The following is a 13,160-nucleotide window of genomic DNA, read 5'->3' on the forward strand; positions in this document are numbered from 1 at the left end:
TGCGTTAAGGTTCAGGACGCATCCCGGAGGGGAGTTCCATGAGACAGAGGAGAGGAGATTCCTACTCGGTGCGAGTGTGACAGCACCATTCCCGTATCGCCTCCGACCGGCTCCTGATGAGGTACGAATAGTAGGAAGCGGCGTTGGTGGGCGTGCGTTCGAGTGTTTCGAAATCGACGTGATAGAGTCCGAAGCGGGCGTCGAGCCCTTCCAGCCATTCATAGTTGTCGATGAGCGTCCAGTAGAAATATCCCCTCACGTCCATGCCGGCCTTGATGCACTTCTCGAGCACATCGATGTGGTGTCTCATATACCGGATCTTCTCCTGGCAGTCTCTGGTAGCGATGCCGTTTTCCGTTATGATCAAAGGCACCTTCAGCTTCGATGCATACCGCAGCACCTTCTCGAGGCCCCGGGGATGGATCTCCCATCCCATGTCGGTCAGCCCGTATCCGTCGATGTCGAGGTGCCTCAGTTCGATCCCCATCTTCTTGAAGGGATTAAACCTCATATGGATCCTCGTGTAGTAGTTCACGCCGAAAAAGTCGAGCTTATCCTTTATAGGGACCGCAACACTGACCTCTTTTCTAAACGGCATCCGGATATGCAGGGTGCCGGTCAGAAAGGCGTCGATAAGCGAATGGTTGTAGAAATACTTCGCAATCTTCGCGAGGACCTTATCGAGCGGATTCCAGCGGCGCCATGGCGAGAGGGCGGCCATATTATGGGCGACGCTCACCAGGGGATCGCCGGCAACCATGGCATGAAGCATGTCGTATGCTGCGCCATGGCTGATGAGGATATGCTGCAGCGCCTTCAGGCCAAGGGAAACATCCTTGATGCCCGGCGGCGTACACCCTTCGAAATAGCCCGCCAGGACGAGGACATACGGTTCATTGAAGGTGATCCAGTAGCGAACCCCTTTTAGCGTTTCGGCAACCTTCTCTACAAAGGCGAGAAACTTTTCAATGGATGCTTCATGGTGCCAGGGATATTTCTTAAGAAACCACAGGGGATGGGTGAAATGGTGCAGCGTGACCATCGGCTCTATGTTGCTGCCGATGAGGATATCTATAATTTCCTGATAATGTGCCAGGGCAGCAGCGTCCCAGGTATTCTCTCGAGGCTGTATCCTGCTCCATTCAACCGAAAACCGGTAGGCATTAACGCCCAGCTCTTTCAGCAACCGCAAATCCTCCCTGTACCGGCTGAAGTGCTCGGTTACGTTCGGATTCGACGTCAGCTTCTCATCCCACGTGGCCCAGTCGGCATAGGGAGATCCCTCGAGCTGAAACGCGGAGGTAGCCACTCCCCATAGAAATCGTTCTTTATCAGTCATACCCGCCTAGCGCTTTGTTGTGATGAGGGGGAAGGAGGCATTCTCCTGGGCCCGTACTCATAGTGACTATTGTAAATCGCGCATCATTACCAGGGGATTACAGGGACATTACCTGTCGGTTACATCGTCGGAGTCCATGCGGGGAGCCTTTAACCTGATCTTAATGTGCGCTTAACATGAATGTAACATTTATTGGTTACTATAAAAAGGCCCGGTCGGCTTCGGGCGGACTATTTCACCTCATGTCAAAAAGCATACTCATTGTCGAGGACGAGACAGATATCGCCGAGCTGGTTGGCTACAACCTCCGGAAAGAGGGTTTTTCCTTTTTTATTGCCCCTGACGGTGAGACGGCGTTAAAGGAAATCGGAACCAAGACGTATGATCTGGTCCTCCTGGACCTGATGCTGCCGGGAATGCAGGGCCTCGAGATATGCCGGATCATCAAGAGCAGACCCGATAGCGCTCATATACCCATCATTATGCTCACCGCAAAAAGCGAGGAGATCGATAAGATCCTCGGCCTCGAGATGGGCGCCGACGACTATGTCACGAAGCCTTTCAGCAGTAAGGAGCTCGTGGCGAGGGTCAAAGCGGTATTGCGGAGGACCGACCGGAAGGACGATGTCGCGCAAAAGGCGGACAAAAACGCAGGGAGCACCATCCGGGTCGGCGCCATCACCATCGATAAGGAGCGCTATACGGTCACCGTCGAGGGCCGCTCGGTACAGCTCGGCGTCATCGAATTCAAGCTGCTCGTCTACCTCGCGAAGCGCCCCAACAGGATCTACAATAGAAACCAGCTTCTCGATGCGGTCTGGGGCAACAGCGTCTACGTAGAGCCCAGAACCGTCGACGTCCACATACGGCGGCTCAGGATGAAGATCGAGAGCGACCCCGATAACCCGAAGTACATCAAGACGATGCGGGGGCTCGGTTACTTCCTGGAAGTCAAAAATGATGAAGCTGCGGATTGACGCAATCTTAGCCGGGCGTCTCCCCTCACCGCCTCCACCCCGGATATCATAAGGCAGCAAATTCGTGATTATTTTCCGACCTCTTCCCGTTCTCTTCTGTACAGGGCGAGCAGCTTTTTCGCCGCGAGGGGGAAGAGCCCCAGGAGCACGAACGAAAAGATCAGCCCCGGCGAGAGGATGCCGGAGAGGGAGTCGATCCTGGCGAGCTCTTTTCCGGCATTCACATACACAACGGTGCCGGGCAGCATCCCGAGCTGCGAGACCCAGTAGAATTTAATCAGAGACATCTTCGTCAACCCCATGGCGAGGTTTATCAGCCAGAAGGGGAGAAGCGGTATGAGCCGGAGGGTGAAGAGGTAAAACGCTCCCTCCCGCTCAACTCCTTCGTTTACCGCCCTCAATCTGTCGCCGAACCGCTTCTGGACCCAATCGCGGAGGGCAAAACGGGAGACTGCACAGGCCAGGGTCGCACCGATGGTGCTCGCAAAAGAGACGATCAGCGTGCCGGCCCATAACCCGAAGAGCGCACCGCCCGCAAGGGTCATGACAGCGGCACCCGGCAGGGAGAGCGACGTGACGAGAATATAGATTATCATATAGCCGGCGATGACCGGCAGACGATTCCCGGCATAGAGCAGCGAAAACTTATGCTGCTGATCCTTTATATAAGGCAGGGTCAGGTATCGACCGAGGTCGAAATACCAGAACGCGGCGATGAGTCCGACGACGATGCCGATGATGAGGACTTTTTTAAAGGATCTTTTATTTTCCATTGTCCCTCTCTATTTCTATGAGAGACCATACGCGCACCGCTCAGCGGCCGGAGCGCGCCTGCTCTCAGCGTCAGCAACACGCCCCCCCTGCCTGTTCCATTCCCCTCTGGCTGCTGCTGAGAGATGTTCCGCAGGCTGCAAACTCTCCGAAATGCTGTGTGAAGTCCCCCCTCACATCGAAAAACTCTTCGAATCTCGTCCGGGAAAGCATCAATGCCGTATTGCCGCAGACTCTTTCCGGCCTGTCCTTCTCGAAAATATGCGAGCCATCGAGCTCAAAAGCGAAGGGTGACTCGGAGATGCCGCCCCTATAAATGGCGATATGCCCGTAATCCTCGCAGGCGTCATCCAGCCCCTCAAGCTTCCAGAGGCGGTAGGTAATAGAAAAAAACGTTATGTTTCCGGTGAGCTTCTTTACCTCATCGTTGGTTATCGCAACGGTTCTTTTCGACATCATACGCGGGTCGGCAAAGCCCGCCCTTCGCGCCATTCTCTCGAAATCCCTGTAGTAGAGCGCGCCGCCGAGGCATTCTCCGTAGAGGACCGGGTCTTTTCTGATATGTTCGGGAAGTCTCCGGTCGGCATAGATATCGGAGAAGTGGAACTCGCCGCCGTACTTCAGCATCTCGTAAATCTGCCCGATCGCTCTCTCCTTGTCTTCGACGAGATTGATGACGCAGTTCGAAATGACCAGGTCGAGCGTTTCCCTGCCGAAATGCTGCCCCGCATTTTCGATACAGTCGAAGATGAACTCGGTGTTGGGCTCTGTATAGCCGAACCTCCTCGCCTGATCCTCCCGGTGCTTCCGGGCGACCTCGATCTGCTGCCCGGTCATATCGAGGCCGTACACAAAGCCTTTTTCGCCCACAAGCTTCGAGAGCACGTAGCTGTCCCGTCCGGTGCCGCAGCCGAGGTCGAGAACGCTCAGTCCCTCGATCCTCAGCGGTATAGGCGAACCGCACCCGTAGTACTTTGCCTTGATCTCGTCGGCGATATAGGGCATCACCTCCCTGACGTGCCCGGGGAGCGCATCGGGGGTACAGCAGGCGGTCGTCTTCAGGTCCGCCGAGGACCGCAGCTCCCTGCCGTAGTAGTCCCTGACGCTTTCCTTCACGTCAAACTCGGCCTCATCTTTTATAAGCGCACCGTGACAGCTGCTTCCCCTGGTAACCGTGCAGGCGTAGCAATGTTCGCCGCAGGTTATCTCGGGCTCGAAGTCGTCGAAGTCGATCTCCCAGAACCGCCGGTCCTCGTATCCTTTTATCCTCATGCCGAGAGCAAGATTAAAATCGCAATCGTATACATTGCCCCTATAGTCGACCGAAAGCAGGCGCCTGCACATGATGCTGTTCAACGTCTCAGGGTTGAAGTTGTTCACCAGCAGTTTCATATACTCATCAAAACTTCCCCGCCTCACGAGATAGCGCTTGAACCCTCCTATCGGCGAGTTGGTAATGGTAATAAGGTTGTTGAAGGAGATTCCGTGCCTCTCCTTGAGCAGCTTCTTGTAGTCGCGTTCCAGGTCAGACGGGGACGGGGGGAGATACCCCCCCTCGGGATTGTATACCAGGTCCAGCACAAGACGGCTGTCCACGCCGTAGCCGTTCCTGTTCAATTTATTCAGGACGCTGACGCTCGCATCGAATACTCCTTTCCCGCGCTGTCCGTCAGTCGTCTCCCTGAAACAGCTGGGCAGCGACGCAATGACCTTTGTACCGCATCTCTTATAAATATCGATGAGAGAACCGTGCTCGGGCATATCGAGGACCGTAAGGTTCGTTCTGACCACCGTTCGTTTACCACGCCCTCCCAGCTCCTCGATAAACACCCGCAGGCTGGGGTTGAGCTCCGGTGCGCCTCCGGTAAATTCTATCTCGCCGACATCCGTCTCAAGAAGCTTCCGGAGAATATGCCCGGCGGTAGCGGTCTCCATGTTCTTCTTGCCCCGAGGAGATGCCCCGAGGTGACAGTGCGAGCAGCTCTGGTTGCACCGGTCCCCGAGATTGATCTGAACGACGCTGATCGCCGACTTCCTGATTCTTTCGTTTTCCCACAAAACCGCCATGAACCCTCCCTCTGCATTCAAAGTGTGGCTTGCACATAAAAATTCCGTCATGCAGGATCAAGACGACCCGTCCTCTGTTCGCGTCTGCTCCTCTTACCGCTGCTGTTTAGCCTCCGGGTCTCTTATGTTATTCAAGAAGAACCTATAGCTCTCTCCTGAGATAGCGATGCAGTTCCAATCCTCCGGAATCTCCTTCATTATAATATGATGCAGCAAAAATCGAATGAAAACGGTAATAGCCGTTACATCAAATGCAGCGCCTGTTCGTTATCATGATTCAGAAAGAGCGCTCCGCCGCGCAGCAGGCGCACTACACCATGCATGGCGGCCATTTGTTACATTCTACCTCAAAAGCGGCTGGAGGATAAGGGGGAAATCTGGTACAGTTCTTATATACGGCTCTGCGAAAGGAGGATGTATGGCCAGCTATGATTTCGATATCGGCATTCTGGGAGGAGGGTCCGGCGGATTGACCGTGGCTGCCGGAGCGGCCCAGCTCGGCGCAAAAACCCTCCTCATCGATAAGGAAGGCAAGCTCGGCGGCGACTGTCTCCATTTCGGATGCGTCCCGAGCAAGACGCTCATCATGACCTCCCGCGTCAGGCATCTGATGCAGCAGGCGGGGCGTTTCGGCCTTCCGGCGGTCGAGCTGCCGCCGGTCGACTTCGGAGAGGTGGCGAAGAGAATTCAACACGTCATAGGCATCATTCAAAGGCATGATTCCGAGGAGCGATTCTGCAAGCTGGGCGCCAAAGTCGAGTTCGGAGAACCGACCTTCGTCGATGAGCATTCCGTACGCCTGAACGGCAAGACCTGCTCGGCGAAGAACTGGGTCATCGCGACGGGCTCCTCGCCCTCGGTTCCTCCCATAAAAGGACTGGACGCAACCCCATTCATCACCAACAGGCAGATATTCTCCCTGGAGCGTCTCCCGAAATCGATGATCATCTTCGGCGGCGGTCCCATCGGCACCGAGATGGCGCAGGCCTTTACCCGCCTCGGGACAAAGGTTACCGTGATCCAGCGGCCCGACCAGATTCTTCACAAGGAAGATAAGGATATGGCGGATATGGTGATGAATGTTCTAAGCAGCGAGGGGGTCACCTTCTACCTGAAGGCCTCGATCGAGAGCACCCGGGATCTGGGCAGCGAGCGGGAGGTCGTCATCACGACCGCCGAAGGCGCTGCAGTTACGCTCAGGGCCGAGACCATCCTCGTCGCGATAGGGAGAGACGCCAATGTGGAAGGCCTGGGGCTGAAAGACATCGGCATGGATTTCGATAAGAAAGGAATCAAGGTCGACGACCGGATGAGGACGAGCCACAAGCACATGTATGCGATCGGCGACGTCAACGGGAAATACCTCTTCACCCACGCAGCCGGGTACGAGGGCAGCATTGTGGTGAGCAACGCCGTCTTCCATCTCCCCCGGAAGGCCGATTTCACGTATCTCCCGTGGTGCACCTACACGGACCCCGAACTGGCGAGCATCGGGATGAACGAGGGGATGGCAAGAAAGGCCGGCATCGGCTACTCGGTCTGGACCGAAGAGTTCAGGATGAACGACCGGAGCCTTGCCGAGGGCGAAGAGGCGGGGAGGATCAAGATGCTCCTCGACGAAAAGGAAAAGCCGATAGGCGTCCAGATATTCGGCCCTCATGCGGGAGAGCTGGTCAGCGAATGGGTCGCGGTCATGAACGGCAAGGTGAAGTTTTCGACCCTCGCCTCGGCGATCCACCCCTACCCGACTCTCGGCGAGATCAACAAGAGGGTTGCGGGGAACTTCCTTTCGACGAAGATATTCTCGGATACGGTGAAAAAAGGGCTTGCGTTCCTCTTCAACCTGAGAGGGAGGGCGTGCGGATAGCGTGAGGAGACAAGCTCACGGAGTACACAGCGTTCATCATAGCAGCTCCCTCACTTTCCTGATGATGGCTTCCTTCGATATCTCCTCGTAATCGAGGAGCTCCTGCGGCTTCCCGCTCTTCGGAACTTTCCGCACCGCCAGCGAATGGACAGGGACAGCATACCCGGACAGCGCGCTCCTGACCGCCTCGCCGATGCCGCCTTCTTCGACGTGATCCTCTACGGTTATAATCCTCTTTGTCGCTTCGGCAGCCTCGCGGAGCGCGGCCCGGTCGATCGGCTTGACGCTGTAGAGGTCGATCACCCGGATGGGGATGCCTTCTTTCTCCAATGCGTCGCAGGCACTGAGCGCCTCGTGGAGCGTGATGCCTGCTGCAACCACGGTTACGGCATCGCGATCGCTCTTCCGGAGCACTTTGCTCCCGCCGATGGGAAACGCCTCGTCGTTGCCGTAAATGATAGGAGTCTCCTTCCTGGTGGTCCGCAGGTAGACGATGCCTCTGTGCCGGGCAGCCTCCTCGACCAGCCGCTCCGTCGCCACCGCGTCCGAAGGATACAGCACCACGCTGTCCAGGAGCGTCCTGAACATGGCGATGTCCTCGAGCCCCATCTGCGAAGGGCCGTCCTCTCCGATCGATACCCCTGCATGGGAGCCGGCGAACTTGATGTTCGCTTCCGAGTACCGGCTCATCCTGATCTGGTCGAAGGCGCGGGTAAAGAAGGCGGCAAACGTAGAGACAAAGGGTATCGTTCCTCTGCGCGAGAGCCCGAGCGCTGTGCCGACCATATTCTGCTCGGCAATATACATCTCGAAAAAGCGCTCCGGATAGCGCTCCCCGAACAGCTCGGCATAGGTGGAGTTGCTCACCTCCGCATCCAGGACCGCCATTCGGGGGAACTGCGGGAATATCCGTACCAGCGCGTTCCCGTAGGCCTTCCTGGTCGCCACAGCAGCACCGGCGGGATAGGAGACCTCGGCTGCCTTAACCGGATTTCTTTCTTCGGGTCTTATAGCCTCCGGCTTTGCAATGACTCCGCGGACCGCCGTCTCGACCGCTCCGAGATCCTCCAGCGCCGCTTTCAGTTTGTCGTTCTTCACGGCAGTGCCATGGAGCCCGTTTATGTTTTCGAGGAACGAAACGCCCTTTCCCTTGACGGTCTTTGCGATGATCATCGTCGGCCTGTCGGTCGCCTGCACTGCCTTCTCATAGGCTGCGAGGACTTCCGGGAAGGAGTGCCCGTCGATAACCGCCGTATGCCAGCCGAAGGCGGCAACGCGCTGCCGATAGGCGGAGAGGTCGTGTCCGTACATCGTCTCGCCGCGCTGTCCGAGCCGGTTCACGTCGATGATGCCGATGAGATTGTTCAACCCGTAGCGGGCTGCAAGCTGTATCGCTTCCCACTGCGATCCCTCGGCCATCTCGCTGTCTCCCAGGAGCACGTACGTCCTGTACGGCAGCTTGTCGATACAGCGGGCATTGAGCGCCATCCCGAAGCCGATGGAGAGCCCCTGCCCCAGCGAGCCCGTTGCCGCCTCGGCATAGGGGAAAGCGGGAGTAGGATGCCCTTCGAGAGGGCTGCCGAACTTTCTCATGGTCATCAACTCCTGCTCGGTCACCTCTCCCGCTGCCGCCCAGAGCGCGTAGAGGAGAGGAGAAGCATGGCCTTTGGAGAAGATGAGACGGTCGTTATTGGGATGGGAGGGGTTGCCGGCATCGAAGCGAAAGGTCCCGCCGAAAAGGAGGCCGGTCATCAGCTCGACCGCCGAGAGCGACGACGTCGGATGCCCTGATCCGGCCGCCGTAGTGGAGACAAGAATATAGGAGCGGATCAATCGAGCGAGCTTTTCCAGTTTCTCTTCATCGCTCATGGCGCAGGCTTCTCCCGGTGCGTTCGTTAGCCGCCGCTGAAGGGCATACTCCAGTTTATCACTTTCTGAACGAATAGTCGCCGGCGCCGACCCCGGCCATATCCATCCTCGGACCTCGGAGACTTCTGCACCGCTGCCTCATGTTGGAAGCCGCCGCGTTCGCTTCCATTCCCCTGGCGGTACGGTACGACTTAATGTACCCGTCCCTTTATTTCGCGTCCCTTTATTTCGTCCCATCGTGGCTATCGGCGTGGCCTGCGTGGTTCATCGCCATCCTTTTGCCCGGACAGGCGAGCATACTGCGCGATAGCCCCGGCTATGCCGCGGGGACGGGGGACCGGACCTTTTCCCGCGGGCCATCCCTCCCGCTGCTGCGACCGGTCCCCATCGGTCTCTTCGGTCTGATCGTGAAAGAGTATCTGCTGCGTCGGGAACGGCAGGTCGACCCCGTTTTCTTTCAGCTTGACTCGTATTGCGGCGAGAACCTTGTCGCGCGCATCGAGGGCATCGGCATGGCGCGGCGGCGTTATCCACCACCGGGCACGGATCATGAGGCTCGATGGCCCAAAGTCCATAACGAGCGCATCGGGCTCCGGCATCTTCAGGGGTCCCTCCGTCTCCCGTATCGCATCGAGAATGAGCCGCTTTGCCGTTTCGATGTTGTCGCTGTACCCGATGCCGATGTCGTACTCGAGCCGGCGATTCTCGAACGCAGTGTTGACGGTGACCTTCTGTGTGAAGAGCACAGCGTTCGGAATGACAATACGGCGGCCGTCGTAGGTCCTGATGAACGTCGCCCTCGTCTGGATATCGTCGACGGTTCCTTCATAGGTATCCACCACGATCTGGTCGCCGATGTAAAAGGGGCGTGTTATGAGGAGCAGCACCCCGGCGAGAAAATTCTGCAGAATATCCCGGAAGGCGAAGCCTATGGCGATGCTCCCGATGCCGAGCAGCTCGACGATATCGCCCGGCCTGAAGGTCGGCAGAGCGACGGAGAGCGCGACGAGCGTGCCGACGAGGACAATTCCCCCCTGGGCCAGTCGCCCGATCACCAGTCCCGCGGCATGCACGTGTCCGCGCCGTTCGGCGGCGCGCCGGGCCAGCATTCTGACCGCCTTGGCAGCAGCGTAAAAGATGAGAAAGACGAAGAGGGCTACGAAAATGCCCGGCAGCGCCCGCATAAAGCCGTCGGCCAGACCGTCGAGACGTTTCAATGCAGGCGACAGATCAAAGGGCACGGGCGCTCCTCATCGGCGCAGGGGCCGGATGAGCCTGGCGGACCGCGTCAGACTCATAACTGAGCTCGATGCACAGGGGGAAATGGTATGATCGGTCCTCCACACCCAGTCCAGAACGGTTCCGATAGCAGCGGTGGCTTTACCTATGGTTACTGCATACCGCCCGTTCACGCAATCTGTAGCCGGCATCCTCCGCTGTGTGTACCCGCCTTTGCTCACGGGATACTCCTCTTATTTACTTTGTACCAGGGATTCTTTGTAGGATCAAGTGCCGTTGCCTGTACAAGTCTGGATACGCCTGTTTTTTCTTGACTGCATGTAGATCTACTGGTAAGTGATAAGTAGGGAGACCGGCCCGAGGAAAAGGTGCATGCGACCTGCCAGATGTCATCAAGAACAGTTCAGAAGTCCTGGACTTGCTGTCAACAACGTACCAGCAAAGCGCCGACATAATAAAAGAGGCCGCTATCCTCGAATTATACCGTGAAGGAAAGCTGTCGAGCGGCAAGGCAGCAGAAATACTCGGCATGGAGAGATTTGAATTCATACGGTACGCCGGAATGAAAGGTATACCGTACATAAGGATAACTCCTGAAGAGCTGGAAGAAGAAGCAGGGCTTTTAAATAAGCCGGAATGATCGCGGTCTCCAACACAAGCCCCTTAATACTCCTCGACAAGATCGACCGCCTTTGGATTCTCGGGAAACTCTTCGGAAAAGTTCATATCCCGCCGGCAGTCGATGCGGAAAGAGCTCATTTCTGAACTTGCTCCGCTATGGGAAAATCTTAAGAGGCACAGATTCTATATTACCGATGAGATTTTGAAAAAGGCCCTGAGCCTTGCGGGTGAGGCGTGAAAATAGTGGGGTCTTACAGTACAACACTATTCAAAATGCGTTATTGCACGACCTGCCCCGTAGCTTCCCTAGTTTCTGCTGCTTACGCAAACCTCTAAAGTCAATAATTAAGTCTGACCCTCTTGGCTATTGGCTCTGACCCTCTTGGCTATTGGCTCCCCTCTCTGGCCTCCGCTATGATACGCTCTATGGCATGCCCGTCCACGATCTCCTCTCTCATGAGCGTTGCTGCAAGGGTTTCGAGGATGTCCCTGTTGCCTGCGAGTATCTCTTCGGCCTTTGCTTCGGCGTCGACGAGCAGCCGGTGTATTTCCTGGTCCAGGAGCCACGCCGTCTGCTCGCTGTGCTGTTTGGGCCGGGCGAGCCCCCGGCCGAGAAAGAGGTCATCCTCACCCCGGGCGAGGACTTCGGGGCCTACCTGGTCGCCCATCCCCCATTGGGCCACCATCTTTTCGGCGAGGGCGGTCGCTTCCTTCAGATCGCTGTGGGCCCCGCTGCTCGTTTCGTTGAAGATGATTCTCTCGGCGACCCGCCCGGCGAGCGCCACGCTCAGCTTGTTCATGAGATACGTCTTGGGATAGTAATGCCTGTCCTCCTTGGGCAGGAGCTGCGTCACCCCCATGGACATTCCCCTGGGGATGATGCTGACCTTGTGGACGGGGTCCGTATGGGGGAGCATACGGGCGGCGAGGGCATGCCCGGACTCGTGATACGCAGTGATCCTCTTCTCCAGCTCGCTGATGGGTTCTCCTCGAACAGCCCCCATCAGCACGATATCCCTCGCCTCCTCGAAATCGGTCATGGCTATCTTGTCCCGGTTGTTCCTTATTGCGATAAGGGCTGCTTCATTCGCGAGATTTTCGAGGTCTGCCCCGGTCATCCCGGGGGTCCCGCGGGCGATAGCCTCGAGATCGACATGGGGCGCCAGCGTCTTCCCCTTCACATGGACCTCGAGAATCGCCCTCCGCTCCTGCAAGCCGGGCCTGTCGATCATGATGTGCTTGTCGAACCTGCCGGGCCTGAGGAGCGCCGGGTCGAGGACATCGGGCCTGTTGGTCGCGGCCATGACGATGACCTCCTCATGGGGCTCGAAGCCGTCCATCTCGCTCAGGAGCTGGTTCAGCGTCTGCTCCCGCTCCCCGTGCCCTCCGCTGATACCCGCCTCCCGTGCACGGCCGACCGCATCGATCTCGTCGATGAAAATGATGCTCGGCTGGCTCTCCTTTGCCGCCTTGAACATGCTCCGCACCCGCGAGGCGCCGACCCCCACGAATATCTCGACGAACTCGGATGCGCTCACGCTGTAGAAAGGGACCCCTGCTTCACCTGCCACCGCGCGCGCCAGGAGCGTCTTCCCCGTGCCGGGGTACCCTGCCAGGAGCACCCCTTTGGGGATCTTGGCGCCGAACTCCCGGTATTTTTCGGGGTTCTTCAAAAACTCTACAATCTCCCTGAGCTCCTGTTTTACATTCTCCATCCCCGCCACATCGCTGAAGGTAGTGCCGGGCTTTTTCTCATCATACAGTTTTGCCTTGCTTTCGCCCATTCTAAAGCGCCCGTCCATCCCCTGCGCTTGCCGTGCGCGCCTCGCAACAAAAAGCAGCATCCCGGCTATGATGAGGAAAGGCAGGAGGGTCATGAAGAACTGGCCTGCTGCACTGCTCTTCTGCTGAGGCAGGACGTTGACAGCTACCCGCTTTTCCTCGAGCCTCGCAAAGAGCGCCTCATTGTGAAAGGGCAGGTGTACCAGGAAGCTCTTGACCGGCACGGTCCGCCCCTCCAGGGGAGAGGTGCCCGGCTGGGGCGGTATCCGCAGCAGTGTCTCTTCCTTCAGCTCGCCGGTCAGCGTGAGCCCCTCGACAGTCACGGACGCGATGTTGTCCGCATTCAGCTGCTCGGTAAACTGGCTGTAGCCCAGAGGGTAGAAGACGGTATGCTGCTCATGAACGTTCGCGGATACGGACCGACACAAGGAGAGGAGCATGATCAGGGCGAGGATGAACCGGCTTGCGCAGATCGTCACCTTGGACCGACCTCGTCGCCCTCTGCAAAGACGGTGAATCCGGAAAGGCGCTTCACGCTCCTCAGGGCTCCTCTCTTTTGTTCACTCGATACTTGTGAGGCTGACATGATCTCCTCCTGTCGAACAGCGGGCGGGCCGTTACCTGGACA

At 57.4% G+C, this 13,160-nt stretch carries 9 protein-coding genes; 3 read left to right on the plus strand and 6 right to left on the minus strand.

What is annotated here, in order from left to right; genetic code table 11:
* Positions 1–61: 61 nt before the first annotated feature.
* A complete protein-coding gene (locus tag AB1805_03950) occupies positions 62–1,339 on the minus strand; it encodes a family 1 glycosylhydrolase (protein ID MEW5744580.1) in 1,278 nt (425 codons plus the stop codon).
* Positions 1,340–1,581: 242 nt separating this feature from the next.
* On the opposite strand from AB1805_03950, the gene AB1805_03955 reads away from it, so the two are divergent.
* The gene (locus AB1805_03955) at positions 1,582–2,316 is read left to right on the plus strand and encodes a response regulator transcription factor (protein MEW5744581.1); all 735 of its coding nucleotides are present in this window, start codon (positions 1,582–1,584) and stop codon (positions 2,314–2,316) included.
* A 68-nt stretch (positions 2,317–2,384) separates the two neighbouring features.
* Here the strand turns inward: AB1805_03955 and AB1805_03960 are convergent, their stop codons facing one another.
* Together AB1805_03960 and arsS are read right to left on the minus strand one after the other, a co-directional pair.
* Positions 2,385–3,089 (minus strand): TVP38/TMEM64 family protein, encoded by a 705-nt coding sequence (locus AB1805_03960; protein ID MEW5744582.1) that lies wholly within the window; start codon positions 3,087–3,089, stop codon positions 2,385–2,387.
* A gap of 70 nt (positions 3,090–3,159) precedes the next feature.
* Positions 3,160–5,154 carry an arsenosugar biosynthesis radical SAM (seleno)protein ArsS gene (gene arsS / locus AB1805_03965; protein ID MEW5744583.1) on the minus strand — a complete coding sequence of 665 codons (1,995 nt, stop codon included), beginning with the start codon at positions 5,152–5,154 and terminating at the stop codon, positions 3,160–3,162.
* A 418-nt stretch (positions 5,155–5,572) separates the two neighbouring features.
* Here arsS and AB1805_03970 point away from each other — a divergent pair, with 418 nt between their 5' ends.
* A complete protein-coding gene (locus AB1805_03970) occupies positions 5,573–7,021 on the plus strand; it encodes an FAD-dependent oxidoreductase (protein ID MEW5744584.1) in 1,449 nt (482 codons plus the stop codon).
* A gap of 36 nt (positions 7,022–7,057) precedes the next feature.
* On the opposite strand, the gene AB1805_03975 is transcribed toward AB1805_03970, so the two are convergent.
* Together AB1805_03975 and AB1805_03980 are read right to left on the minus strand one after the other, a co-directional pair.
* On the minus strand, positions 7,058–8,890 hold the full coding sequence (locus AB1805_03975; GenBank protein MEW5744585.1) for a transketolase: 1,833 nt from the start codon (positions 8,888–8,890) through the stop codon (positions 7,058–7,060).
* A 242-nt stretch (positions 8,891–9,132) separates the two neighbouring features.
* Complete coding sequence (locus AB1805_03980; protein ID MEW5744586.1) at positions 9,133–10,131, minus strand: mechanosensitive ion channel family protein; 999 nt, start codon at positions 10,129–10,131, stop codon at positions 9,133–9,135.
* Between the two features lie 410 nt (positions 10,132–10,541).
* Here AB1805_03980 and AB1805_03985 point away from each other — a divergent pair, with 410 nt between their 5' ends.
* Complete coding sequence (locus AB1805_03985; GenBank protein MEW5744587.1) at positions 10,542–10,769, plus strand: UPF0175 family protein; 228 nt, start codon at positions 10,542–10,544, stop codon at positions 10,767–10,769.
* A 367-nt stretch (positions 10,770–11,136) separates the two neighbouring features.
* Here AB1805_03985 and ftsH read toward each other — a convergent pair whose 3' ends face one another.
* On the minus strand, positions 11,137–13,011 hold the full coding sequence (ftsH, locus tag AB1805_03990) for an ATP-dependent zinc metalloprotease FtsH (GenBank protein MEW5744588.1): 1,875 nt from the start codon (positions 13,009–13,011) through the stop codon (positions 11,137–11,139).
* Between the last annotated feature and the right edge of the window lie 149 nt (positions 13,012–13,160).

Source organism: Nitrospirota bacterium (assembly GCA_040752355.1).
GTDB lineage: Bacteria > Nitrospirota > Thermodesulfovibrionia > Thermodesulfovibrionales > Dissulfurispiraceae > JBFMCP01.